The organism is Bacillus pumilus, from assembly GCF_038738535.1.
Lineage (GTDB): Bacteria > Bacillota > Bacilli > Bacillales > Bacillaceae > Bacillus.
Map to the genome: position 1 here is coordinate 874,089 of NZ_CP046128.1, position 24,907 is coordinate 898,995.

General features: G+C 40.5%; 24 protein-coding genes, 1 tRNA gene and 1 pseudogene. 21 read left to right on the forward strand and 5 right to left on the reverse strand.

Going from position 1 to position 24,907, the window contains the following annotated elements:
• The first annotated feature begins 409 nt into the window (after nucleotides 1-409).
• The 7 genes from GKC25_RS04225 to GKC25_RS04255 all read left to right on the forward strand — a co-directional run bounded on the left by GKC25_RS04225 (nucleotide 410) and on the right by GKC25_RS04255 (nucleotide 5,028).
• The gene (locus GKC25_RS04225) at nucleotides 410-622 is read left to right on the forward strand and encodes a hypothetical protein (protein WP_034663822.1); all 213 of its coding nucleotides are present in this window, start codon (nucleotides 410-412) and stop codon (nucleotides 620-622) included.
• Nucleotides 623-737: 115 nt separating this feature from the next.
• Nucleotides 738-1,484 carry an ABC transporter ATP-binding protein gene (locus GKC25_RS04230; protein ID WP_034663820.1) on the forward strand — a complete coding sequence of 249 codons (747 nt, stop codon included), beginning with the start codon at nucleotides 738-740 and terminating at the stop codon, nucleotides 1,482-1,484.
• Entirely contained in the window at nucleotides 1,462-2,928 is a 1,467-nt protein-coding gene (locus GKC25_RS04235; RefSeq protein WP_034663818.1) for a hypothetical protein, read from the forward strand. Before GKC25_RS04230 ends, GKC25_RS04235 begins: the two co-directional genes overlap by 23 nt.
• On the forward strand, nucleotides 2,912-3,817 hold the full coding sequence (locus GKC25_RS04240) for a PqqD family protein (protein WP_187704417.1): 906 nt from the start codon (nucleotides 2,912-2,914) through the stop codon (nucleotides 3,815-3,817). Before GKC25_RS04235 ends, GKC25_RS04240 begins: the two co-directional genes overlap by 17 nt.
• On the forward strand, nucleotides 3,814-4,095 hold the full coding sequence (locus GKC25_RS04245) for a hypothetical protein (RefSeq protein ID WP_060595836.1): 282 nt from the start codon (nucleotides 3,814-3,816) through the stop codon (nucleotides 4,093-4,095). Before GKC25_RS04240 ends, GKC25_RS04245 begins: the two co-directional genes overlap by 4 nt.
• A 75-nt stretch (nucleotides 4,096-4,170) precedes the next feature.
• Entirely contained in the window at nucleotides 4,171-4,827 is a 657-nt protein-coding gene (locus GKC25_RS04250; RefSeq protein WP_034663809.1) for a hypothetical protein, read from the forward strand.
• Between the two features lie 127 nt (nucleotides 4,828-4,954).
• Nucleotides 4,955-5,028 (forward strand) — tRNA-Gly (locus GKC25_RS04255).
• 97 nt (nucleotides 5,029-5,125) lie between these two features.
• Here GKC25_RS04255 and GKC25_RS04260 read toward each other — a convergent pair.
• Nucleotides 5,126-5,722, reverse strand: a complete 597-nt coding sequence (locus GKC25_RS04260; RefSeq protein WP_252067761.1) for a hypothetical protein — start codon at nucleotides 5,720-5,722, stop codon at nucleotides 5,126-5,128.
• Nucleotides 5,723-5,805: 83 nt separating this feature from the next.
• Here GKC25_RS04260 and queG point away from each other — a divergent pair, with 83 nt between their 5' ends.
• From queG to GKC25_RS04310, 10 genes and pseudogenes are all read left to right on the forward strand, one after another.
• A complete protein-coding gene (gene queG, locus GKC25_RS04265; protein WP_095284952.1) occupies nucleotides 5,806-6,954 on the forward strand; it encodes a tRNA epoxyqueuosine(34) reductase QueG in 1,149 nt (382 codons plus the stop codon).
• 61 nt (nucleotides 6,955-7,015) lie between these two features.
• Complete coding sequence (locus GKC25_RS04270) at nucleotides 7,016-7,918, forward strand: amidase domain-containing protein (protein ID WP_034663808.1); 903 nt, start codon at nucleotides 7,016-7,018, stop codon at nucleotides 7,916-7,918.
• Between the two features lie 43 nt (nucleotides 7,919-7,961).
• Complete coding sequence (gene trmL, locus GKC25_RS04275; protein ID WP_342689916.1) at nucleotides 7,962-8,435, forward strand: tRNA (uridine(34)/cytosine(34)/5-carboxymethylaminomethyluridine(34)-2'-O)-methyltransferase TrmL; 474 nt, start codon at nucleotides 7,962-7,964, stop codon at nucleotides 8,433-8,435.
• A 209-nt stretch (nucleotides 8,436-8,644) separates the two neighbouring features.
• Nucleotides 8,645-9,277: pseudogene (locus tag GKC25_RS04280) on the forward strand (YrpD family protein).
• Between the two features lie 377 nt (nucleotides 9,278-9,654).
• Nucleotides 9,655-11,550 (forward strand): PrkA family serine protein kinase, encoded by a 1,896-nt coding sequence (locus tag GKC25_RS04285; RefSeq protein WP_066031120.1) that lies wholly within the window; start codon nucleotides 9,655-9,657, stop codon nucleotides 11,548-11,550.
• A 139-nt stretch (nucleotides 11,551-11,689) separates the two neighbouring features.
• A complete protein-coding gene (gene yhbH, locus GKC25_RS04290) occupies nucleotides 11,690-12,853 on the forward strand; it encodes a sporulation protein YhbH (RefSeq protein WP_342689917.1) in 1,164 nt (387 codons plus the stop codon).
• Between the two features lie 363 nt (nucleotides 12,854-13,216).
• Nucleotides 13,217-13,849, forward strand: coding sequence for an HlyD family efflux transporter periplasmic adaptor subunit (locus tag GKC25_RS04295; RefSeq protein ID WP_034663794.1), 633 nt, complete (start codon nucleotides 13,217-13,219; stop codon nucleotides 13,847-13,849).
• Nucleotides 13,850-13,888: 39 nt separating this feature from the next.
• Nucleotides 13,889-15,508: a DHA2 family efflux MFS transporter permease subunit gene (locus GKC25_RS04300; protein ID WP_034663790.1), complete on the forward strand. Its 1,620-nt coding sequence runs from the start codon at nucleotides 13,889-13,891 to the stop codon at nucleotides 15,506-15,508.
• Between the two features lie 17 nt (nucleotides 15,509-15,525).
• Entirely contained in the window at nucleotides 15,526-16,050 is a 525-nt protein-coding gene (locus GKC25_RS04305; RefSeq protein WP_034663787.1) for a flavodoxin family protein, read from the forward strand.
• Nucleotides 16,051-16,063: 13 nt separating this feature from the next.
• Nucleotides 16,064-16,423 carry a hypothetical protein gene (locus GKC25_RS04310; protein ID WP_034663784.1) on the forward strand — a complete coding sequence of 120 codons (360 nt, stop codon included), beginning with the start codon at nucleotides 16,064-16,066 and terminating at the stop codon, nucleotides 16,421-16,423.
• Nucleotides 16,424-16,536: 113 nt separating this feature from the next.
• On the opposite strand, the gene cspB is transcribed toward GKC25_RS04310, so the two are convergent.
• Complete coding sequence (gene cspB, locus GKC25_RS04315) at nucleotides 16,537-16,737, reverse strand: cold shock-like protein CspB (protein ID WP_003212277.1); 201 nt, start codon at nucleotides 16,735-16,737, stop codon at nucleotides 16,537-16,539.
• 211 nt (nucleotides 16,738-16,948) lie between these two features.
• Nucleotides 16,949-18,040 (reverse strand): diguanylate cyclase, encoded by a 1,092-nt coding sequence (locus GKC25_RS04320; RefSeq protein WP_034663781.1) that lies wholly within the window; start codon nucleotides 18,038-18,040, stop codon nucleotides 16,949-16,951.
• 98 nt (nucleotides 18,041-18,138) lie between these two features.
• Here GKC25_RS04320 and GKC25_RS04325 point away from each other — a divergent pair, with 98 nt between their 5' ends.
• Nucleotides 18,139-18,519, forward strand: coding sequence for a hypothetical protein (locus GKC25_RS04325; RefSeq protein ID WP_034663778.1), 381 nt, complete (start codon nucleotides 18,139-18,141; stop codon nucleotides 18,517-18,519).
• A gap of 34 nt (nucleotides 18,520-18,553) precedes the next feature.
• Here the strand turns inward: GKC25_RS04325 and GKC25_RS04330 are convergent, their stop codons facing one another.
• Entirely contained in the window at nucleotides 18,554-18,952 is a 399-nt protein-coding gene (locus GKC25_RS04330) for a hypothetical protein (protein WP_034663775.1), read from the reverse strand.
• A gap of 152 nt (nucleotides 18,953-19,104) precedes the next feature.
• Between GKC25_RS04330 and GKC25_RS04335 the strand changes: the two genes are divergently transcribed.
• Entirely contained in the window at nucleotides 19,105-19,611 is a 507-nt protein-coding gene (locus GKC25_RS04335; protein ID WP_034663773.1) for a YhcN/YlaJ family sporulation lipoprotein, read from the forward strand.
• Between the two features lie 156 nt (nucleotides 19,612-19,767).
• Nucleotides 19,768-20,643: a hypothetical protein gene (locus GKC25_RS04340; RefSeq protein ID WP_034663912.1), complete on the forward strand. Its 876-nt coding sequence runs from the start codon at nucleotides 19,768-19,770 to the stop codon at nucleotides 20,641-20,643.
• A 25-nt stretch (nucleotides 20,644-20,668) separates the two neighbouring features.
• Here GKC25_RS04340 and GKC25_RS04345 read toward each other — a convergent pair whose 3' ends face one another.
• Nucleotides 20,669-21,313: a spore coat protein gene (locus tag GKC25_RS04345; protein WP_034663770.1), complete on the reverse strand. Its 645-nt coding sequence runs from the start codon at nucleotides 21,311-21,313 to the stop codon at nucleotides 20,669-20,671.
• Between the two features lie 143 nt (nucleotides 21,314-21,456).
• Here GKC25_RS04345 and GKC25_RS04350 point away from each other — a divergent pair, with 143 nt between their 5' ends.
• Nucleotides 21,457-24,837 carry a CheR family methyltransferase gene (locus GKC25_RS04350; protein WP_187704419.1) on the forward strand — a complete coding sequence of 1,127 codons (3,381 nt, stop codon included), beginning with the start codon at nucleotides 21,457-21,459 and terminating at the stop codon, nucleotides 24,835-24,837.
• The last annotated feature ends 70 nt before the right edge of the window (nucleotides 24,838-24,907 follow it).

Sequence of the window (24,907 nt, forward strand, 5' to 3'; positions counted from 1 at the left end):
TAAGTGACAAGAGAAGAAGGAAAATATGCTCACTTTTTTGTCGGAATTATCAGTAAATATTTCATAAATGGAGTTATAACGACATATAATCAGGACTTTTATATCTGATATATCGGGGGAATTCTTTCTATCTCACAAAAAAGAAAGAATATATAAAGGAGATGATAAAAATGACCTATTTCAAAAAAAGAAGAAAAAAGATGGTTTAATTGCCATTATCTGGGTTTTGTGGTTCTTATGGAGTGGAAAAACCTAGTTAATAAGAGAGGGGTTATACACTTAAAAGTGAATAATTGAATAAAAAGTCACATTTTACCCAAAAGTATGTTCGGTCAAAAATGGGATCTTCTGTTGATGTTTGGAGAGTGACGCCTATGATACGATCATCATAAGCTGGGAGGTGAAAAGTATGACTTATGCAGCGCCGCAAGTTGACTATTCCACTATGGAACCTGCTATTATGGACCAAGCTTGGTTCTTAGTATTTGTTGCTGTCCTTCTTGGATTGGGAGCAACAGTTGTTCTAGGAGCAGCAGTTTGGTGTTTAGCAAACGGCAAGGGTAGCTTTACAGGAGCCGTTCAGTGGGAAAGTGGCTTAAAAGTCAAAATTGAATGTAAGTAGCTATACTTAGGATTCATCTTTTTACTTCTATGAAATGACACCAGGGCTAAACCGTCTGTGGCGGGCGGTTTAGCCTGATCTGTTTTTAAAGAATATGCAGACACTTGGAGGTTATATGTTTACGATCGAGAATTTAACTAAGACGTATAAAAATAACGTGACTGCTGTCAATGATTTTCATCTACAGATCGACCCTCATCAAATCGTTGCTGTTGCTGGACCGAATGGTTCCGGTAAAACAACGATGATTAACTGTATACTCGGCATCATTAAGCATACAGAAGGAACGATTCTCTTGCAGGACGTCACAAATGACGAACCATCCTTTAAAAAACAAGTAGCCTATGTTCCAGATGATCTGCTACTCCCTGAAGCATTGACTGGTGCTGAATATTTAGATTTTGTTTCTTCTATGTATGAATGTAAAACAATTCATAGAAGAAATCAACTAATTGAACTGTTTGATATGGACTCGGCTTTATCAAGACCGATCGAAACCTATTCACATGGTATGAAAAAAAAGACACAGCTGATTGCCGCCTTTATGCTTGATAGTCAATTGGTGATCATGGATGAGCCCTTTAGAGGACTTGATATTGAAGCGGTTATAAACACAAAGAAACTGATGAAGCGTTATGCCGAGCACCATGGTGCGATCTTGCTTTCAACGCATGATATGCTTTCAGCGGAAGAGCTGTGCCACAAAATCGCCATTATTTCTAAGGGAAATAAAATGGATGAAGGAACGGTCTCAGCCTTAAAGGAGAAGTATCAATCAAGCACATTGGAACAGGTGTTTCTGAAAGCTTCAATGTTAAGTGATAGGGGTGCACATTTTGATGAAATCATTAATCATTTCTAGAATGATGCTTAAAATGTGGCAGCAGGAGATGTATAAGCTCTTTGATACTCAGACGAAGCGGATCATTGTGATCTTATTCTTTTTGTTTGCCGTCACAATGGGAGCTATCATCGGATACAGTTTTACGGGTGTCTTTATGAAGGCTTTCTTAAATGGAGATGAACGTTCACTTGGATTACTCGTTGTGTCAATGGCGATCAATGCATCCATATTTACAAGCTTGTTATTCGTTTTGATCAAGGTCAGAACGCCTGAGCAAGACCGTTTTTCTATGCAGCTCAGCTGGTTCCCGCTTTCTACCTTTCAGAAAAGCCTTGGATACTTTATTCCGATGGTGACAGTGGTGGCAGGACTTGTGTTATTTTTTATCGGTATCCTGCTTTTACCTAACTTTATTGCCCAGGGAATCGGTATTTTCTTTATCTTTACGTTCTTTTTAATGGTGATTTTGCAATCGCTTTTTGTCTTAATGCTTCTGCAACTCATTTATAATATTACCTATTTGGTCGTTCTGAAATTAAAATTACCGTTGCAAAAATTTGCAGCGATCTTTGTTTTATTAGCACTGGTTGTGGCGTATGGAATGACGCATTTTGATATCAGTCAAATTCAGCAATCATATATACAGTTTGATTATCATTTGATGTATTTTACAGCACCGTTTTTCTTAGCGGCTCAAGGAATGTCTCCTGAAGGGGTAAATTATGCAATGTTGATCCTGTTCATCCTTTTATCGGCGGGCGGCGCATTTCTTTCTCTTGCGATGATGCCGATTATGGCAGAGAAAAAAGCGTTAACCTTTTTAAACAAACTGCCGTTCTCTTCTTCAAAAAAATGGTCACTTATTGTAAAGGAAATGAAATCACAGGTGCGAAATGAAGAAAACATTTTAAACTTTCTCATTCTCCTCATTGTGATCTTATTCGTCCGTTATCAGTTTGGATTCCGCTTTGAAGAAGAAGCGTTTTTTGTTCTCTGCGCTCTTGCTGGATTAACCGCCTTCAATTCATTTGGCAATGATAAACGAATGCTGGGGATGTACAAAACATTTGGCCTAAGATCGTGGGAAGTGGCTCTGTATAAGTTTATCGGGCTTTTGCTTGTTGGTATACTGCAAATTGCGTTATTCATGCTGACAACGCTGACGCTTCCTGATCAGGTTTGGAACGTATTGATTGGGGCCGCTGTTTTATGCAATGCCACTGCGCTCTTTTATGTGGTAGGTATTTTACTTCCGCTTGATCGAAACAATCCCTACACAGGCATTTTTTCATTTGGAGCACTTATTTTACTCATGATTCCGATTGTTTTTATTGGAAACTATGTCATAGGGGAGTCGAGTCAAACACTTCAGTGGCTGCTTGTAGCTGCATTTGAAGGTCTGCTCATCTTTGCCATATACAAAGGTTTTTCATGGAGGTATTCACATGATTCAACTTCTTAACAATAAGCTAAAGATTGAGCGGGTACCGGCACTCGCGCCGTATGTGACCTTACAAAAGAGGCTTCTCACTGATACGCAGTATGGAAGCACACTCCCGATTAATGAAAGTGCCTATCATATGTTAACGAAAGTAGATGGCAAAAGGACAGAAGCGAGTATTACCGCAGAGCTCGCCGATTTGTTTCAGGTCGATGAATCTGTGATTTCTCGTGACTTTTATCAACTGATAATGGGGTTAAATCAGCATCACTTGCTGTCTATTCATTATCAATCACCATATCGGATTGTGACAGCCTGTTGTCAATTTTTCAAACAGTATCAAGTGAAAATGAAGGAACGATTTGATTGCACTGGTCACTCGTTCCTGCACATTTTGGGGACGGCTTTGCTCATGGTGACGCGTAAAATCATCTTTTTCTGGATGCTTTTTATGGTCATGGCAGGGATCGCTTTTTTATTCATTCCTGACCAGTCGATTGCAGCCATTGCGATTTATTTTACTATTATTTATTTTGGATTAATTACCGGGACCGCCTTACATGAGGCAGCACACGGCTATGCGCATCGGAAATTTGCGGGACGGGATGGTCCTCAAGGCTTTTTTGCGAGTGATATGATGTCTGTGAAATTTGTGAGACCTGTATTAGATCCGTTTGAGAAAAAGCAAGTATGGATTACTCTGCTTGGGCCGCTTGTCCCGGGTGTGATCGGGGCAGCAGGGATCATTGTGACCGTATTATTTCTGAAAGAAAATCCAATTTCGACAGGTTTCTTTATTTTTTCAATCACGTATTTTATTCAATTACTCTATCTTCTTCCATTTATGGGGGATGGTAAATCCATTATGAAGCAGCTATTGCTTGGGGGAATGGGAGGACAACGATCATGAACGTACAGGCGATGAAACAAGGCGCTATTGTTGGTGGCTTTCTAGGATTTTTAGGCTTTCCGATGCTGACAATCGGTGTATTGTTCTATCATTTATTTCAATCAAAAACGAATGATGCCTTATTATTTAACAGTCTCGCTTTTGAGATGGAAGGTTCATCCGCATTTACTTTTCAGATCAAGCCAAACTTTTTTATTTATATGATTGTGATTTTTGCCGCGAGTTTTCTCATTGTGGCTTTCTTATCAGCAATGAAGCAGAAAAAAGCAAAAGATTAGGAGAATCCTCCTAATCTTTTTTTGTATAATCAACCAAATTTTAGTATAATAGAAAAAACATCAAAGGGGATCTCAATGTTAAAAAAATGGAGTGTTCTTATATTCACTGTTTTTCTATTAGCAGGATGCGGCGAGAAGGCCGAAGAAACCACGACAACCGAGAAGACGGTATCTACAATAAACACGGAGTCTGCTACTAAGAAGCAAGTAACCATCGAACAAATGAAACTGACAAAAAAAGAAAAAAACTTACTAGAAGCATCAACCACTAATGAAATGGTGGCTTTGACACTAAAAGGATTAACGAAGAAGGATAAGAGTATTACGTTTATCGGGAGTCATTACAAAAATGGCCGATTAGATAATCAGGAAGCATCATCTGCCACCTTTACTTTACATCAGAATGGAACCGACCAAACGATGAATGTGCTCTTGCAATTAAAGCATGAGAAAGATACATATGAATCACAATTTAGTATTTGGTCAGACAAAAAGAATGAGGGAATGACGAAAGCGACATCAAGCTTCCCGTTCAAAGTAAGTGACTATGTTTTTTCTGCACAATCTGAAACTGTCAAAGTCTCTTCTGGAGGAAAGGCATTGATTGCATATACAGCAGCAATGGGGAAAGACGGGAATTCACCTATGCTTGAAGAGATTGAGAAGAATCCAAAGCAAGCAATGAAGAATAAGTCACATGCATACTTATTTTATATCCAGCTCGATAAATAACTATCGTAATATATACGGAGAATATGAAGTTTTTTGACGAAAAATCTTCATATTCTCTTGACGAATTGTTAAGAAAGTTGTAACATAATAAAAGTCAACGCGATGACGTTGCTTTTGAAAAATTGATGCGGGTGTAGTTTAGTGGTAAAACCTCAGCCTTCCAAGCTGATGTCGTGAGTTCGATTCTCATCACCCGCTCCAATACATAATTTTGTTTATAACGCAGTATTTCGTTTCATAGATAAACGAAGTGTTGCGTTTTTTATTATGTCAGTATAATGTGAAAAGCACTGTCAAGCTACAGTGCTTTTTCAATAAGTTCATATTTACTTTCTCCACCATGTATTTGTACAAACATCTTCGTCAAGGATTGGATTAGAGCTTCACTCTTTTCCCGGGAAATAGATGGCGGAAAGAGGATGATTTGCAGAATGTTTTTTGTGTCTTGAGAAATTTGTGCTTTACTTGCATGAGAAAATAATCCCTTAAGTCCCGCGTCGTCCTGCCATTCAATGTGGCCAGTCTCATGTTTTGCTAGTGAAAGCGGCTCTTCTATTCGATCAGCATCGAATGTCAGGATGGGCAAGAAATATTTTAAAGAGAAAAATATCGACAAATCCTGTACGGAATTGGTCGAGTCAATAAATTGTTCCTTTTGGATATCAGCAAGAATTGGCAGGAAAGGAACGTCTTTTAAAAGATCCGTCCATTCTTTGATTGCTGGTACTTCTTCTAAGAGTTTATCTTCGTATTCAAAGAATAAAGATTCTTGAAACAGGCGTAGTCGGCCTTTTAACATTTGAGGGGATGTACCAACTTCAATATGCGAATATTCAATCTGTCCAACATGGAGAGACGGGTTTTCAGGATGAGAAATTTCCATATGTATCTTCACAGTGACTCACTCCAATCGGTCATGATACACTCGTATTATACTGAAAACAACAGAAGAAACAAAGAAAGGAGGTTTGCAAGGTGATTCATGTTGGAGAATTAAAAGAAGAATTGATTCAATATGCGAAAGAAATTGGTGTCGATAAAATCCGATTTGCAAGTGCTGATACATTTGATTCATTAAAGGACCGCCTCATCTTACATGAATCGTTAGGGTATTTGTCAGGTTTTGAAGAGCCTGACATCGAAAAACGAACAAACCCTTCTTTGCTGCTTCCGAAGGCCAAATCAATTGTTGCGATAGCGCTCGCGTATCCTTCCAAAATGAAAGATGCTCCTCGAAGTACAAGAGATGCAAGAAGAGGGATCTTTTGCCGGGCTTCTTGGGGAACGGACTATCATGTTGTGCTGAAAAAAAAGCTCGATATGCTCGAAGAATTCTTGCGAAGCAAACATGTCGATATACGAACAAAATCAATGGTGGACACAGGGGAACTGTCTGATCGTGCAGTAGCGGAACGCGCTGGCATAGGTTTTAGTGCAAAGAACTGTATGATTATCACGCCAGAGTTTGGATCTTATGTGTATTTGGCTGAAATGATCACAAATGTCCCATTTGAACCGGATGAAAAAATTGAAGACCAGTGCGGAACGTGCAATAAATGTGTAGATTCGTGCCCAACTGGTGCACTTGTGAATCCAGGACAGCTGAATTCTCAACGATGTATTTCATTTTTAACGCAGACAAAAGGATTTTTGCCTGACGAATTTCGTTCGAAAATAGGAAATCGATTGTATGGGTGTGATACGTGCCAAATCGTCTGCCCGATCAATAAAGGAAAAGACTTTCATTTGCATCCTGAAATGGAGCCGGACCCTGAAATTGCTAAGCCGCTCTTAAAGCCGCTTCTTACGATCAGTAATCGTGAGTTTAAGGAAAAATACGGTCATGTTTCAGGTTCATGGCGGGGGAAAAAGCCGATTCAGCGAAATGCGATTTTGGCACTTGCTCACTTTAAAGATACATCTGCCTTACCAGTGTTGATTGATTTGATGCACAAGGATCCACGGCCTGTTATTCGAGGCACGGCTGCTTGGGCAATAGGGAAAATTGGCGACGAGAAGCTGCTCCCAGAGTTGGAAAAAGCCCTTGAGCGGGAAAGTGATGAGGAAGCGAAACAAGAAATTGTCAAAGGGATTGAGTTTTTACAGACACCTTTAAATACTAAATAACATCCCTATGAACATAGAATGAACCAAACAGAGATTTCAAAAAAAGTTTGGTGGTGTCTGTGTGAAACAATTATTAGAGCAAACATTAGAAGACAGGCTTGGTTATTTATTAAATGGGAGTGCAATTAAACAGCCGCAGCTCATGTCTGATGTGGAAGCAGTCGAACGGAAAAAAGAGCTTTTTGCTAGAAGACAGGTGGAGATTGTCAAGGCGAAAGCCAAAGCAAAACTTCTTGATTCATCGATTCAGGATGACGGGGCTCAGCATGTGCAGTATCTCGCTCATCTCACTTATGTATGCAAGGATGCAGACGACTCTTTTTATTTAGAGGAGCAGGTAGAAAAAAGAGAAGCGTTCCTTTACAACGACATGCTTGTCAAAGATCGGATGATGCTAGAAAAACGGCAAATGGAAGAGCAGATGGATGAGCGCTTTCAGACCGAAGAACAGTTTGGGAGAGCCTTTCACTATGACCGGCGGGCAGCCGTGCAATATGCGGAGACGTACTGGAATAAACGAAATCCTGCCTATAAAAATTTTGAAGATAACTGCACAAATTTTATTTCACAATGCTTGAAAGCAGGGAATGCACCAACGAGAGGGTATCCGAACCGCGGATCTGGCTGGTGGGTGCGTCCTCATACGTGGAGCTATAGCTGGACGGTGGCTCATTCGATGAAAAATTATTTAGCGAATTCGAAAGCGGGTTTAAGAGCAAAGAAACTCAAAGAAGCGCAGGAGCTTCAAATTGGTGATGTCATTTGCTACGATTTTGAGGGAGATGGCAGGTATAATCATACAACCATTGTCGTCGATCATGATAAAGGCGGAATGCCTCTTGTGAATGCACAGACATATGACAGCCGTATGCGTTATTGGTCGTATGAGGATTCGACCGCCTATACACCTGCTATTCGTTATACGTTTTTTCACATTTTGGACGATGCCGCGAAGGATAGTTAATGGTATAATGTTGAGCGGAAAAGAAAATTAGAGGTGAACTTTTTTGGGACTTCATGTCGTTTTATATCAACCAGAGATTCCAGCTAATACTGGAAATATTGCGCGTACATGTGCAGCAACAAATACAACTCTTCATCTGATTCGTCCGCTTGGTTTTTCGACAGATGACAAAATGCTGAAGCGTGCAGGACTCGATTATTGGAAATATGCCAATGTGGTCTATCATGACTCGCTTGATGAATTGTTTGAGGCTCATCCGAAGGGACAATTCTTCTATATCACAAAATTTGGCCAAAAGCCGCATACGACATTTGATTACTCTCAGTTAGGTGAAGACTACTTCTTCGTTTTTGGCAGAGAGACAAGTGGATTGCCGAAAGATTTGATCGAGCGAAATATGGACCGCTGCCTTCGTTTACCGATGACAGAGCATGTTCGTTCTCTGAATCTATCGAATACGGCAGCAATTCTTGTGTATGAGGCACTTCGCCAGCAGCAATACCGAGATCTGATTTAAGGTCATAATGAAAGCCGGGATACCTATCTCGGCTTTTTTTATATGAGATAAGAAATATAAAGAAGGAAAATACGACTTTTTTTATACTTTTTTTGACATGTAAAAATAGGTAGTATGATAGATTGTAATCGCGTTTTCAAAAAATAATGAATCCATTAAATGAGATGAAAAAGCTACTGATCACTAGTGCCATTAGCTCTGCTATTTTAATGGAGACGATTCCAGTCAGTATCCCAGGTCTCTCTCAGACGCAGGAAATAGAAGCAGCGCAATTATCGAAAGGTATCGGCGGGCGTACTTATATCAATAGCAATGGATCAATATTGGTCACAAAGATTCAACTCCCTCCCGCAATGAGTGTGTCAAATGGGACAGCTTATATTTATTCTGGATTCACAGGTTCAAAAGAAGCAGACATCGGTCTTCAATAGAGTCCAACCTAAACAAATAATCAAGAGACATATATCGAAGGAAAAAATGATTTTACGTATACAAAAGGATTTAAGCCTGGAAGTACTGTGCAAATGACCATTTATAAAAACTTGAATGGACATACAAGAGCGACGTTCTGGGGGACAAATAATGTTGGTTATACCGGGCGTATCATCACAGAAATTCAAAACTCAAACATTGGCTCTGTGACTAAGTGGAAATTACTGTCGACAGTAGCAGTGACTGACGATATCTACCGGAAAGATATTCGGGCGAACTTCTCTACTCGTTTTACTGACATCACATTAGACAGTCGTGCCGTCACACCTGTGATTGATACGCAAGACTTTACGTCCATTCAGGTATCAGGGAATACAGTGAATATGCAGGTGCTAAAAACAACGAATTAAATGAAAAAAGGATGTTCCGCTCATGGAACATCCTTTCTTTCATTTACCAGGCTTGCCTTCGTAGCCAGCTGTGAAAATGGATACTAAAAACGTAATGATGACGCCCATCATAATGACCGTTCTCATATAAGCTTCCCCCTTATCCCTTTGTTTCTATCGCTGCCTGTTTCATATGGTGCGAAGTTCGCCTTGAAAAGCAGGAGAAGAAGATCATTTTTCTCCTGTTTTTCCTTTATTATGAAGGGTCTTGCGGATGGTTGTCAATTCAGTTTGCCAATTCGTCATTTTGAAGAACGAAAGCATGTAATAGGACGCCTCCGCATAGATTGTAAAACAGTATCTGATTACTTGCTTCAATCTTGAAAGAGGAGGTTCATATGGATATTTTAAAGAAAATCGAACAGCACAGAGAAGAAGAGCAGCGTCTCAAATGGGAAGGCACATTCAGCGATTATTTAGACATTATAAAGGAAAATCCACTTGTCGCTCAATCTGCTCATTCTCGCGTTTATCATATGATTAAAGACAGCGGGATTGAAGAGGAGAATGGGGTCAGAACGTACAAATTTTTTGATCAGGAGCTTTTTGGGTTAGAGGAATCATTGGAAAGATTAGTGGAGGAATATTTTCATCCTGCTGCCAAGCGTCTCGATGTGAGGAAGCGTATTTTGTTATTGATGGGACCAGTAAGCGGGGGAAAATCTACGCTTGTTACTAGGCTGAAAAGAGGACTAGAAGAATATTCACTGACAGATCATGGCGCAGTCTATGCGATCAAAGGCTGCCCGATGCATGAAGACCCGCTTCATCTTATTCCGCAAAATCTGCGGGAGGATTTCTATAGAGAATATGGCATTCGTGTGCAGGGGAATTTGTCCCCTCTGAATATGATGAGGCTCGAAGAGGAATATGGCGGGCGAATTGAGGATGTAAGGGTTGAACGGATCTTTTTCTCAGAGGATAAAAGAACTGGCATTGGTACCTTTAGTCCATCTGATCCGAAATCTCAGGACATTGCTGATTTAACAGGAAGCATCGATTTTTCAACCATTGCTGAATTTGGATCAGAGTCAGATCCCCGTGCCTACCGCTTTGATGGAGAACTCAATAAAGCAAACCGAGGGATGATGGAGTTTCAGGAGATGTTAAAGTGTGATGAGAAATTTCTATGGCACCTTCTGTCATTAACGCAGGAAGGAAATTTTAAAGCAGGCCGTTTTGCCTTGATTAGTGCAGATGAATTGATCGTCGCTCATACGAATGAAACCGAGTACCGGTCGTTTATTTCAAATAAAAAGAACGAGGCCTTGCATTCAAGAATTATTGTGATGCCGATTCCTTATAACTTGAAGGTGACAGAGGAGGAACGCATTTATCATAAAATGATTTCAGAAAGTGATGTTGCAGATGTCCATATTGCCCCGCATACGCTGAAGGTGGCAGCGATGTTCTCCATTTTGACAAGACTCAAAGAGCCGAAGCGTTCTGATATTGATTTGGTGAAAAAAATGCGTCTGTATGACGGAGAGAGTGTCGAAGGCTTCCAATCTGCTGATATTGATGAGATGAAAAAGGAATTTCATGATGAAGGGATGAGCGGAATTGACCCGCGGTATGTGATTAACCGAATTTCCTCCACTATTATTCGAAAGAATATGGAATCGATCAATGCACTGGATGTCCTTCGATCCTTAAAAGAAGGACTCGATCAGCATCCGTCTATCTCCAGCGAGGACCGGGAGCGTTATTTGAATTTTATTTCTGTTGCGCGAAAAGAGTACGACGATATTGCGAAGAAGGAAGTTCAAAAGGCATTTGTGTATTCCTATGAGGAGTCTGCGAAAACACTGATGGATAATTACTTAGATAATGTCGAGGCGTACTGTAATAAAAACAAGCTGCGTGATCCGTTAACTGGTGAAGAAATGAATCCTGATGAAAAGCTTATGCGTTCAATTGAGGAGCAGATCGGTATTTCTGAAAACGCCAAAAAGGCATTCAGAGAAGAAATTCTGATTCGTATTTCGGCTTATGCGAGAAAGGGCAAACGCTTTGATTATAATTCTCATGAGAGATTGCGAGAGGCGATTCAGAAGAAGCTGTTTGCTGATCTAAAAGATGTGGTGAAAATTACGACGTCAACGAAGACACCGGATGAACAGCAGCTGAAGAAGGTCAATGAAGTAGTGGCTAGATTGATTGATGAACATGGCTATAATTCAACAAGTGCAAATGAACTTTTAAAATATGTAGGCAGTCTTCTGAATCGTTAATAAATGAAGGAGGCATTATTGGCGCACCTGCACCGGTAATGTCTTTTTTAGAAATGATCGTCAACTTGGGTGACGAGCAGCATAGGATAAAGGAATCGGTGGTTAGAAGAATTGTGCAAACAGGTGAGGAGGGGGATGGATGTCCCGGCAAGAAAAAAGTCAGTTTATTGTATCTCAGGAAGACTGGTCCCTCCATCGAAAAGGCTATGACGACCAGCAGCGTCATCAGAAAAAAGTCAAAGAAGCGATTAAAAACAATTTGCCGGATCTTGTCACAGAAGAAAGCATCATCATGTCTAATGGAAAAGATGTTGTCAAAATTCCAATTCGTTCGTTAGATGAATATAAAATTCGGTACAACTACGATAAAAATAAGCATGTGGGTCAAGGGGATGGAGACAGCGAGGTTGGAGATATTGTCGCGCGCGATGGATCAGACAGTAAGCAAGGGCAAGGAAAGGGGCAGGGCGCTGGAGATCAGGCTGGTGAGGATTATTACGAAGCAGAGGTCTCATTAATGGATCTTGAGGAAGCGCTGTTTCGGGAGCTAGAGCTGCCAAACCTTAAACAAAAGGAGCTTGACGACATCATTGTCGAGCAAATTGAGTTTAAAGATATTCGCAAAACCGGGTTAACAGGCAATATCCATAAAAAACGAACGATGCTGTCTGCATTTAAACGAAATGCGATGACAGGCAGACCTTCCTTTTATCCAATCTACCCAGAGGATATCAAATATAAGACGTGGAATGAAGTGACCAAACCAGAGTCGAAAGCCGTCGTTTTGGCGATGATGGATACGAGCGGAAGTATGGGGCTTTGGGAAAAATATATGGCGAGAAGTTTTTTCTTTTGGATGACACGTTTCTTACGGACAAAGTATGAGACGGTCGATATTGAATTTATTGCCCACCATACGGAGGCGAAGGTTGTAGATGAAGAGCATTTCTTCTCGCGGGGCGAGAGCGGAGGGACCATTTGCTCTTCTGTCTATCGAAAGGCACTAGAGCTCATAGACGAACGATACCCGCCGTCGCAATATAATATTTATCCTTTTCATTTTTCTGATGGAGACAATTTGACCTCAGACAATGCACGGTGCGTGAAGCTTGTTTCTGAAATTATGAAAAAAGCCAACTTATTCTGTTATGGTGAAGTGAATCAATACAACCGGCATTCTACATTAATGTCAGCATATAAGCATATACAGGATGAGAAATTTAAGCATTATATTTTGAAGCAAAAATCAGATGTTTTTCTCGCACTAAAAAAATTTTTTCAGCAGGAAGAAGTTCTTTCGTAAATAGCACATTTGAAAAAACCTTTCAGCATAAGGGCTGAAGGGTTTTTTGTATGGAGAAGGAAGGGATCACCAGAAAAAAAGTAAAACTTTCTCTTTGACATTTCAATTTTCATTTATTAATATTTAATCTTGTTAAATATAAGTTTTTCAAAAAAGATGCCGATCGTCTTTTCTTCTTTTTCTACTCTTTGCTCATGAGTGAACAATAAGTATAAATGGGCTGCACACCATTTTTCAGGCGGAGTAGATGAAGGAGAAATAACAGCTTTATGAGCTTGTTTCATATTCTGTCAGATGATGGGCATTCTAAGTTTGCTAAAGCAGATGACACTATATTTTTATACATGAAAGGAGAAACAAAACATGAACAGAGGGCGTTTATTGCTAACGAACATTATTGGCCTTATTGTGATTCTTGCCATTATTGCCGGAGGTGCTTATTACTACTACGAAAGCACAAATTTTGTCAAAACTGACGAGGCGAAAGTGACAGGTGACATGTATCAAATCACAGCACCAGCAGCTGGACAAATCAAAGGCTGGGATATCAATGAAGGTGACGAAGTGCAAAAAGACAGCACAGTTGCAAAAGTTGAAGGAGAAACAAAAACAAACATTAAATCAGTGGCTGATGGCACATTAGTCAAAAAAGAAGTACAAAACAATCAACAAGTGCAGCCTGGTACAGTTCTTGGTGAAACCATTGATTTAAGCAAGCTTTACATCACAGCGAATATCAAAGAAACAGATATTAAAAGCATTGAAAAAGGCGACAAAGTCGACATCGTGGTAGATGGTGATCCTGATACAACATTTGAAGGAACAGTTGAACAAATTGGTTATGCGACAAACTCAACATTCAATATGCTGCCAGCAACAAATTCAAGTGGTAACTATACAAAAGTCACACAAAAAGTAGCAGTGAAAATTTCAATTAAAAACCCATCAGACAAAGTACTTCCTGGTATGAATGCTTCTGTCAAAATTTCATCTTAATGATGTTTGATATCAAAAAATGAAAGGAGGTTGTCTGAGATGGCAAATCAACCTGCAGCAACAAAACAGGGAGCAGGCTCCTTGTCTTTACTGATCATTTTAATGGCCGGCTTGTTCGTAGCGATTTTGAACCAAACGCTTCTGAACGTAGCCATGCCCCATTTAATGACTGAATTTAATGTGAGTGCAACGACGATTCAGTGGCTTACAACAGGTTATATGCTTGTCAACGGTGTGCTGATTCCGTTATCTGCGTTTTTAATCACACGCTTTGGACAGCGCAGCTTATTTCTAGTCGCCATGATCTCGTTTACACTAGGGACCTTTATTTGCGGGATTGCACCGAACTTTTCAACGATGCTCATCGGTCGTTTGATTCAGGCAATCGGCGGCGGTATCCTGCAGCCGCTCGTGATGACAACAATCCTTTTTATTTTCCCTCCGGAAAACAGAGGGAAAGGAATGGGGATTTTCGGTCTTGCGATGATGTTTGCTCCTGCGGTAGGACCAACATTATCTGGTTATATTATTGAACATTATTCTTGGCGTATTATGTTTTATGGACTTGTACCAATCGGAGCGATTGTCATTATCGCGGCTTTCTTTATGTTTAGAAATATTGTAGAGCCTAAAAAAATCAAGCTGGACAGCCTTGGTGCAATTCTTTCCATCGTTGGTTTTGCTTCGCTTCTATACGGAGTGAGTGAAGCGGGAAGTGATGGCTGGACAGATCCGATCGTCTTATCGACGATTATTGTTGGTGCGATTGCGATCATTCTCTTTATTTTCCAACAGCTGAAAGCTGATAATCCGATGCTTGATTTCCGCGTGTTTAAATACAGCATCTTCTCATTATCAAGTGTCATTAATATTATTATTACAGTTGCCTTATACACTGGGATGTTCTTACTTCCGATTTATCTGCAGAACCTCGTTGGGTTTACGGCATTGCAATCCGGGCTATTAATGCTTCCAGGGGCACTTGCGATGCTGATTATGTCCCCGATTTCAGGGATTTTGTTTGATAAATTTGGACCTCGTCCGCTTGCGATTGTGGGGATGCTCATTACCGTTGTCACCACATTCGAGTTTACAAGGCTGACCATTGATACATCGTATAGTCACATTGTGCTCATGTATGCAGTTCGTGCATTCGGTATGTCACTCTTGATGATGCCGGTGATGACAGCTGGGATGAACCAATTACCACAGCACTTAAACAGCCATGGTACAGCGATGTCTAATACATTAAGACAAATAAGCGGTTCGATCGGTACGAGTTTGATCACAACGATTTATACGAATCGGACAACATTCCATTATTCCAATATGGCGGATCAAACAAATACAGCGGACCCGTTCTTTATGAATTCATTCCAGGCGGCTGTGTCGAATGTGATGCATCATATGGGCATGACAGCTGAAGCTGCTCAAAAATATGTATCCACCCAGCTCTTTACGAAAGCACAGGTCGATTCAAACGTAATGGGCATCAATGATGCTTACATGTGGGTAACGTTATTCTGTGCCGCTGGTGTCATTCTCAGCTTGTTCCTGCGTGATGTACGTAAGGATAAAAAGCGAAAAGATCAGCAGCATAAAAAACAAGAAATGACACTGCTTCCAGCACCTAAGGAAGCAAACCAAGATGCAAGATAAGTGTGGAGGGACCGTACATGAAAATTTATGTCGTATACGATAGTGAAGGTGACCATACAAAAGCACTGGCAGAAGCAATTGCAGCAGGCGCAGGTGAAACAGAGCAGGCTGAAGTATTCGTCGATCACGTGAAAGATGCGGATATTCGCAAGCTGGATCAAATGGATGCGATCATTTGGGGCTGCCCTGGTCACTTTGGTACCATTAGTTCTGGGTTAAAGACATGGATTGACCGTCTTGGCTACCTATGGGCAGAGGGAAAACTGATCGATAAAGTCGGTGCCGTTTTCTGTACAACTGCTACAACGCACGGCGGTTTAGAAATGACGATGCATAATTTGATTACACCAATGTTCCATCAAGGGATGCTTGTCGTTGGCCTTCCTGGAAATGTGCCAGAGAATGCTTTATACGGCTCTTACTATGGAGCAGGTGTGACGTGTCCGATTGATTCTGATGAAGTGATTTCTACAGAAGGCATTGAACTCGGCAAAGCATTAGGAAGACGTGTAGCATCAGTCACTGCGTCATTTAAGCGATAAGGAGAGGGTTCTTTTGGCGACGATTATTGTAGCGTTAGTAGCTGCTGTTCTAGTCATTATCGGATTAGTAGCGTTCAATGTCAGACACGCTTCGGTCGAGAAGAAAGAGATCAAAGAAGATGTGCCCAATCAGCCTGACGTGCCGCGCAGCGAGTCAGAAGTTGCGGCGAGACCTGTAGAGCCTGAAGAAGAAGAGGAAGCGTCAAAGCCTTCTCAAACGGATGAACGAGTGTCTGGCGATGATTTTTATAGACAGGCGCTTCAAAAGTTTAAGCAGCCAGAACCACCTGTCAAAGAAGAAGAACCAGAGACAAAAATGAATGATGATATGTATCGTTCTGCTTTACAGAAGCTAAAGCAGAAGGACAAATAAAAAAGAGAACCTCTCGTCAGGTTCTCTTTTTTTTATGGCACAAAAAAACCGCCGGCAGAAGCCGGACGGTTTTCCTTCACTCTATAAAGTGCTAAAGAGCAGATGCTCTTAAATTACGCTTTGTTAACGTTAGCAGCTTGTGGTCCACGGTTACCTTCAACGATTTCGAAAGAAACTGCTTGACCTTCTTCTAAAGTTTTGAAGCCTTCGCCTTGGATAGCAGAGAAGTGAACGAATACATCGTCTTGACCTTCTACTTCGATGAATCCGAAACCTTTTTCAGAGTTGAACCATTTTACTTTACCTTCTAACATGAAATTTCCTCCTAAAGCGATCTTAACGCTTAAATTCACTATTCTTGCTCTTACACAAACTTCAAAGACGAAAACTCTTTCAAAACTTTCTTCTTAAAGATGATACGAACAAAAATAATTACCTTTACTTTACCAGTGTTTGCGGGAAAAAACAACTGTTATCCGAAAACTTTTTTAAAAATAATTAGCGCTAACAAATTGAGGAAAAAGCCTATATTAATTGGCCTCTTTTTCTCTCTGAGAAGCTCACTTGATTTCGGCCAGACTGCTTCGCTTTATAGAGCTCCTGATCAGCCATAATCGGTAATTGTTTGATGTCTGCACTTGTTCCAGGGTAATAAGCACACCCAAGTGATACTGTGATATGAATGGACATGCCATTTTGTAAATAAATCGGCTGATCTGCTATTTTTCTCCGTAAGCGTTCTGCAATCTGCCATGTTTTTTCAACTGTACAATTTGGTAGAAGGACAGCAAATTCCTCACCGCCGATCCGGCCAATATAATCAGAGCTTCTTGTGTTTTTCATCAGCCTTTTTCCGATTTCTTTTAAAACCATATCTCCCTCATGATGTCCATATTGGTCATTGATGGATTTGAAGTAATCGATGTCTAAGTAAATAAGGGACATTTGATGGATAGGCTGCTTAAATTTCATAGAAAAAGCATCACTTAAGACCTCATCGAACTTCCGTTTATTTAAAACACCTGTTAAAAAGTCATAATGAGCTTGGAATTTATACAAATTTAAAAGCTGATATGCTTTTGTTTGATGCTCAATGACGTAAAAGTTAAACAGTCCTGCAACATATGAGAACATCCAATAGGCAGAATGGACTTCAATAGAGGTCTCATGTGCAATCGTAATAAACAAAAAAGTTGCAATCACATTGCTGATCGTAATGGACAAAAGCATTTTCGCAACTTGATTCATATGGCGCTCAGCAATTAAAAAAGAGGCTGTTGCAATGATCATCATGGAAAAAATATTGATGAAAGAACCGACGTTGGCATCAATTAATAATCGGCCAATGATCACAACACAGGCTGCAATGATGGTTTGGACGATGCCTCCATAAAAGGCCGTTAAAATAAGGGGGATATGTCTTAAATCGATGATGGCTGGACCTGCTTTGATAGAGAAGAACATTAAAAGGACACCGAGTAATCCAGAAAGAATGCCTTTGCATAGCTGTCTGAGCAGGGTATCTTCTTTCTTCAGAAAATTCTCTTTAAACACAAGCATAAATAAATAATGGAAAGTGACAAGAATTGTTAAATTAATAAAGAGGTCTCTTAGCAAAATAAAATCACCTTTTTAAAATTACTAAAATTTGTTGCAAAAGAAAAGGGGAAAAAGGATAATTAATAAAAATTTCACTTATGAGGGGATCGAAACACATGCGAGGAAAACGCTTCCCAGATGAAACGGACTGGCTTTCTTTTTTTGAAACGGAGCCTGATGAAAGGTTCGAGAGAGGTATGCCTATTGAATATCAAAACCTGACATTTCGATTTGAGAATCAAGACGAGCGCTTCGTTGTCACGATGTACCTTGGTAATCAAGAATTTACGTTAAAGGCTGTTCGAAAAAAAGACGCATTCGTTTTAGGCATATATGATTTTAAAACCGTGCAGCATGTAGAGATAAAAAAGGACCGGCCAAACGAGAAAGAGCTCTTAATCATAGTAGAAGCTTATGACGATTTTATCACAACAGTTGAAATCGCCTTTTTACCTTTCTTCTCTGTGATGGTGAAAGAACATTTTTCAGGAGAATAAACAGGAGCCTCTATTTATGAAGGCTCCTGTTTTCTTATTTGTGCTCGATGTCATTGATTACTTGCTGGATTGATTCATCATCCATCACATTCATGACACTTTCATCAATATGGAGAGACTGTGCATAAGACTCTCTTGGCTGATGGTTTCTTGATGTCGATTGGTGCTGATTTGTATGATTTGGCTGTACAGCAGTGAATGCCTGCTTCATCATTTGTCCGATTTCCGCAGTTCCCTTTGATTCATTCTGTGCGTGTGACTCGTGACGAGATGAGTCATGGTGCTGATGGCTTTTTCCTTTCATCATTGAAGACATATTCATTTGCGTCATGCTTTTCAGCCTTCTTCGTAAAACCGGAGAAAATAATGCAATGATGGCTGTTGATACTGCGATCATTGCGCCAGTGCTCATGCCTTTTCTTTTCTTAAACAAACGAATCCCTCCATTTGATCATGATGATACTTCTTCATCATGTTTAGGATGACCAAAGCAGGCTGAATTATGAATTCATTTTATGAAATAGAAATGTGTGCATAAAAAGCCGGCTGGATGAAAAACCTATGAGCAAAAGGAGGGAATAATTGATGAATAAGAAATGGATGCTATCTTTACTACTCGTTCCAACATTGATCACCACTGGATGTGGCATGAACAACCAGGGAGATGAGCGAAGAGGAACAATGAAACGACAGTATGAAAATGTCACATATAAGAATGACAATATGAGACAGGACGAACCAAATGTTCAAACACCTCAGAAGGTCAAAGTGGCAGATAAAGCGTCAGAGCTTGTAGCCAACATGTCTGAAGTGAAAACAGCGAACGTGCTTGTCACAGGAAAAAATGCATTTGTTGCCGTTATGCTTGAAGGCGATAAAAGCGGTAATGTGACGGACGATCTGAAAAAGAAAATTTCAGACAAAGTCAAATCAACGGATCAACAAATCGACAACGTGTATGTATCTGCGAATCCAGACTTTATCGATCGTATGGAAGGATACGGAAAACGTATTAGAAGCGGAGAGCCAATTTCAGGATTTTTCGATGAATTTACTGAAACGGTTCGGCGTGTCTTCCCTGAATCAAAATAGCTACGACAAAAGCCGTATGTCATATGCGGCTTTTTTGTTTGGAACCGCACCTTGCGCACCTGACTGCATAAAGTAAAAAATATATCACCTCTTGTTGATCTTTGTTTCTTCATAGAAAGAGAAAGAGGCTGCAGGATGAATTCAGGTGGGGAGCAAATGAAAGCCAAGCCGTCATTGATTCATAAAAAGCTTGTAGGCGGAATGATTGCAGCAGGTCTCATTTTTTATGCTTTCACCGCGTACTTGATTTATGTTGCGTTTCAGCTGGCAGGACAATATTTAGAGCAGCAGTCTTCTCCTAAAACCATATTAACGGAGGGACTCAATAAGCAAGTTTATGAACATATTAGAATATACTATGCAGAGGAAGAGGACGCTTTTGTTGACCTGACAATCGAGGCCATGGATCAGGCAAAGAAGAGGACAGCGTCAGTGTTTCAGTTTGAAACTGACAAACCTTTAGACATTATTTATTTTGATGATAAAGAGACGATCGAGCAATTTGCCGGAATCAAGCATATTACGGGTTTTTACTCCGATCATGATCAAATGATTGGGTTATATCCAGATAAACGGGAAGCATTATTGAAGAAAGAGACACTGCCTTTATACTTTTTCAACACGTTATTTATTCATGAATATGCTCACTTTGTTTTCTATGAAAAAGTTCATTCTTATGAAGTGTCTCCAGTGATCTTTCCGCTTTGGTTCCATGAAGGAACAGCAGAATGGACGGCCTATGACGTGTTAAATGCCACGTCTGAACGGTTCGACGTCATTCCCTTTCAATCTCTTCATTCCGATCAAGATTGGCAGGACTCCCGGATGACGTATGAGACAGATGTTTATTTGCAAAGTTATTATATGATCTATGAGCTGGTTCAGCTTTACGGACGAGATATCATACATGAGATCATGCAGGAAACGGCGAAAACAGGTCAATTTGCTAAAGGCTTTGAACAGGCGACAGGGGAGCGGCTCGCAGATTTTGAAGATCAGTTTAACAAGATGTATCAAAGAAAAAACGGCTGACCAGAGGAAAGGGTCAGCCGTTTTTTTAATGAAGGGGTTTTTGCTGATTGGCTTTGCTTGTCGGCATTTGAACCTGCCCTTGAAGCGGTGCGAAAGCTGATGTCATGGCCGTCATGTCTTGTCTGGAAAGCTGGGGAACTTGATAGTAGCCATGCTTGTTTTGATACAAGAAAATTTCATACGCCATTTCAATAAAGTTCGGGATTTGCGCAGCAAGCACACGTCTGACAACTGGATTTGTTACTTCTAATGCAGACATGGAAAGTAATCCAGCATGTGATTTGACCAGGCTGAGCATATGCCCTGTGATGCCCAAGTCTTTTACATCCTGTAATGACTGATTCGGCTTCTTCGGCTGAGAAGGCTTGATCCCGTACGTCACTTGTGTGTGCTCTTTCATCATATAAGTAGCGGTTTCTTCACTAGGCTTTTGTCCAGTAGAAAAACAATCTACAGTGACATTGTACTGAGATAAAACGAATTGGTATTGTCGATCCAAGATGTCGGATAATGCAGGATCCTGAATAAACTGCCGCAGGATCATATACTGATCCAAAATATTAATCGTGCCGGCTAAAATTTCATGTAAATCGAATAACTCATGTCCGCCATGATTGAGCTCGGGCTGGGGAGCGCTTCCTTGAAACATTGGTTGCTGATCGTTTTGCATTGAGATTCCTCCTTCTGTTTATACAATCTGTTTTAATGTGAGGATGTTTTCCTTCTTTCATGCAAAAACATTATTTACAATTAGAGGGTTTTCTTCCTTTTTGTCGAAAAAAAGTATCAGACGAATGAACATGGGGGTACCAGATGCAGGACAAAATCATTAATCGTTTGATAGAAGACGAACATGTGCAGGCACCAGTGATTGGCATCGGTGTTTCACCGTTTGAACAGCATCATCTTGAGGCTTTTTTTCAATCATTTCCACATGAATTAAATGCCTCTTTTATTGTTGTGCAAAATCATGTGACGGACGATTGTATAACTGATTTGGAAGCACTTGTTTTACCGATTGGCTACCGGGCAAAACCGATTAAACATGGTGAGAAAGTCATGAAGAAGACGATTTATTTTTGTCCACAGCATGCGGTTGTGACGTTAACAGAAGATCAGCGGCTGCACCTATCAGAGCAGCTGCCGGCGTGCATGGCTTGCTCTGTGGACTTGCTTTTTCAGTCTCTTGCCAGCGTTCAAAAGGAAGAGGCTTTTGCGATTTTCTTTCAAAAAGGTCATTGTGTGGGAAGTGGCTTGCTTCAGTTGGTTGAGCAAGGCGGTACAGCTTTATCGTGCAGTGAGGTAGAAAGTGGTTTTGACACCTTGTATCAACAAACATTCAAAGACCCTTCAACCCTTGCGGCATATATCGCCAATATCATCAACGTCCCGCATGTCGATGAGGCAGATCCTGTTTTACTGAGAATTATTGAACGTCTTGAAATGTATAAAGGCATTGCCTTTTCAACCTATCAAAAGAAAAGGCTGCTATCTGTCATTCAAAAACGAATGAGGATTGCAAAAAAACGGATTTCATTATTATCAGAGTACGACTGCTTATTAGAAAGAGAACCAGATGAGCTTGATCGCCTGCACGCACAGCTTTTAAGCGGCATGACGTCTTTTTTTAGGGATATGGAGGCTTTTCGTGTATGTGAACATCAGGTCATTCCGTCGATCATTGAAAATGCGGTGAAAAACGGGAAATCTCGATGCCGTATTTGGATTGCGGGATGTTCGACAGGAGAGGAGGCCTATTCTTTTACGATCTTATTTTTAGAAGAAATGAAGCGAAGACAAGTGACCATTGAACTTCAAGTATTTGCAACAGATATCAACCGGAAAGCCATTCAAACAGCTAGTAAAGGTCTTTACTCAGTAGAGTCTATAGCAAGGATGCCGGAAAAATGGCGGGCGCGATATTTCGAAAGGAAAGGTGACGCTTTTATTGTGAAGCAGTCGCTTAGAAAACATATTGTCTTTGCACCTCACAATTTATTGATCGATTCACCTTTTATCCACCTCGATTTTATCAGTTGCCGAAATGTTCTGATGTACTTCCAGCCTGAAGTGCAAAAACGAATATTGTCCCGATTCCAATATGCTTTAAAAGATCAAGGGATGTTGATATTAGGGCCAAATGAAACTGTACCCAATATCCCTCGTTTGTTTCATTTGTTCAATGAAAAATGGAACATTTACACCCATTCAAACGTTTCTAAACCACATGTCCCTTGGGCACTAAATACTCGTGATATCGAGTTGAAAGCGCGAGCCGCACAATATATGCAAGAAGTAAGCGAGGATTATGATGCATGTATGATTATCAACGATAGTGACGAAATCCTGGCATTATCAAATGGTGCGTATTCTTTTTTAGACCATACAGAAGTGTCAGATCAAGCATGTGAATATGTAACACCTGATTATATGAAAGAGATGTTGAGTCAAACCTTTCAAAAGGTGTGGACAGACGAGACAGAGGTTGTGTTTCAACATGTTCTCATTTCGGAAAAAGGCAGCAAGCAGTATGCAGATTTTACCGTGAAAAGTTTTGACCGCCGTTTTAAGGGAGTTTACGTCATTCTCATTCGAATGAATGAGAGAGGAAAAAATCAAAATAACGGCAGGGGCAAAGGAATGTCAGATCAGAATTCAGTCTATCAACAGCGTATTGTCGATTTAGAAAATGAACTCAATGAAGTCAAGCAAAAGGAGCAGGAGGCAAGGGCTCAATTAAAAGCGAAACACACGCAATTAGAGGAGTTTGAGAAAAAACACGAGCATTTTATTAATATCATAAACAACTTAAGGGTGACAAGAAAAGAACTGTACAGACCCTCTGTCAAGCCAGAGCTTGCGACGTTGTTTGTGGACAGGGACATGAATATTCGCTATTACACTCCTACAGCTGCCTCTTTATTTACTTCAGCGAAAATCAGGCATCAGCAATCCTTTCAGTCGATGGCTAAAAAGCTTACGAAGGAAACGCTCTATCATGATATCCAATGCGTCATTTCGGATAGGCGCGCGATCGAACGTGAAATTGAAACGAACGAAGGAGAGCAATTCACCGTTCACATCACACCTATCTTCGATCAAGAGCATGAAGGAGCGGTGATGACTTGGATTAAAATGACCGAAGTAACGAAAATCAAACAGTCGCTTCATCTAGCGGTGACGGCGCTTGATAACAGCCACATTCATATTGTTGTTGCAACTGAAGAAGGGGTCATCCAATGCGTGAATCAGCGTTTCTGTCAGTTTGTCCAGCAGCATGAATATGACCTAATCGGCAAAGATATTTTTTCTGTCTACCATTCGCTATGTCAATGTGATGATTTAGAGAAGCAATGGAAGGTTTGTTTAAAAGAGGGCAGCTGGACAGGTGAGCTGTACTTTCAAGATTTATCTGGGTGCGAACGATGGGAGAGAGTCTCTTTACATCGAATCGATGATCCTGACAAAATGCAGTCAACCGTGATGCGGATTTCAGAGGATATCACCAATCAAAAGCAGTCAGAGAAGATGCTGATGAAATCAGAGATGCTGTCGGCAGTAGGGCAGCTTGCAGCAGGTATCGCTCATGAGATACGGAACCCGCTGACATCTTTAAAAGGATTTTTACAGCTGATGATTCAAAGTAAGAAGTATCAGAAAGATTATGCAGATGTGATGATGTCAGAGTTTAATCGGCTCGAGTCAATTATTAATGAATTCCTCGTTCTTTCTAGAAGCAAATCGGTGAAATTTGAACCGGTACATGTCAATCTTCTGCTCGAAGAAGTGATCATGGTTGTTGAATCCCAGGCGGTCTTAAAAGGCGTGTCCATTCAGAAAAATCTGTCTCCATCGCTCCCTAACATTCAAGGCATTCCGAATGAATTAAAACAAGTCTTCCTGAACATCCTTAAAAACGGAATTGAAGCGATGGATGGTGTGACAGGTGTCATCAAGGTGACCTCTCTCATGAAAGATCATCAAATGATGTTGATATTTGAAGACCAAGGAAAGGGAATACCAGAGGACGAAATAGGGAAGCTCGGTGAACCTTTTTATACTACAAAAGAAAAGGGGACAGGCCTTGGTTTAATGATGACCATTAAAATCATTGAAAGCCATGGCGGCACCATTCGTTTTGAAAGTAAAAGCTTTGAGGGAACACGTGTGATTATTACCTTTCCGATGAGTTAAAAAAGACAAGTTTTACATGAAATCCATTCAACATCAATATTTACTTTGTACACTATGAGAGATGAAGCGC

What these genes read in the sequence shown, in the direction of transcription:
- GKC25_RS04225 (WP_034663822.1), top strand. Translation starts at nt 410, where the DNA reads ATGACTTATGCAGCGCCGCAAGTTGACTATTCCACTATGGAACCTGCT.
- GKC25_RS04230 (WP_034663820.1), top strand. Translation starts at nt 738, where the DNA reads ATGTTTACGATCGAGAATTTAACTAAGACGTATAAAAATAACGTGACT.
- GKC25_RS04235 (WP_034663818.1), top strand. Translation starts at nt 1,462, where the DNA reads ATGAAATCATTAATCATTTCTAGAATGATGCTTAAAATGTGGCAGCAG.
- GKC25_RS04240 (WP_187704417.1), top strand. Translation starts at nt 2,912, where the DNA reads ATGATTCAACTTCTTAACAATAAGCTAAAGATTGAGCGGGTACCGGCA.
- GKC25_RS04245 (WP_060595836.1), top strand. Translation starts at nt 3,814, where the DNA reads ATGAACGTACAGGCGATGAAACAAGGCGCTATTGTTGGTGGCTTTCTA.
- GKC25_RS04250 (WP_034663809.1), top strand. Translation starts at nt 4,171, where the DNA reads ATGTTAAAAAAATGGAGTGTTCTTATATTCACTGTTTTTCTATTAGCA.
- GKC25_RS04285 (WP_066031120.1), top strand. Translation starts at nt 9,655, where the DNA reads ATGGATATTTTAAAGAAAATCGAACAGCACAGAGAAGAAGAGCAGCGT.
- yhbH (WP_342689917.1), top strand. Translation starts at nt 11,690, where the DNA reads ATGTCCCGGCAAGAAAAAAGTCAGTTTATTGTATCTCAGGAAGACTGG.
- GKC25_RS04295 (WP_034663794.1), top strand. Translation starts at nt 13,217, where the DNA reads ATGAACAGAGGGCGTTTATTGCTAACGAACATTATTGGCCTTATTGTG.
- GKC25_RS04300 (WP_034663790.1), top strand. Translation starts at nt 13,889, where the DNA reads ATGGCAAATCAACCTGCAGCAACAAAACAGGGAGCAGGCTCCTTGTCT.
- GKC25_RS04305 (WP_034663787.1), top strand. Translation starts at nt 15,526, where the DNA reads ATGAAAATTTATGTCGTATACGATAGTGAAGGTGACCATACAAAAGCA.
- cspB (WP_003212277.1), bottom strand. Translation starts at nt 16,737, where the DNA reads ATGTTAGAAGGTAAAGTAAAATGGTTCAACTCTGAAAAAGGTTTCGGA.
- GKC25_RS04325 (WP_034663778.1), top strand. Translation starts at nt 18,139, where the DNA reads ATGCGAGGAAAACGCTTCCCAGATGAAACGGACTGGCTTTCTTTTTTT.
- GKC25_RS04335 (WP_034663773.1), top strand. Translation starts at nt 19,105, where the DNA reads ATGAATAAGAAATGGATGCTATCTTTACTACTCGTTCCAACATTGATC.
- GKC25_RS04340 (WP_034663912.1), top strand. Translation starts at nt 19,768, where the DNA reads ATGAAAGCCAAGCCGTCATTGATTCATAAAAAGCTTGTAGGCGGAATG.
- GKC25_RS04345 (WP_034663770.1), bottom strand. Translation starts at nt 21,313, where the DNA reads ATGCAAAACGATCAGCAACCAATGTTTCAAGGAAGCGCTCCCCAGCCC.
- GKC25_RS04350 (WP_187704419.1), top strand. Translation starts at nt 21,457, where the DNA reads ATGCAGGACAAAATCATTAATCGTTTGATAGAAGACGAACATGTGCAG.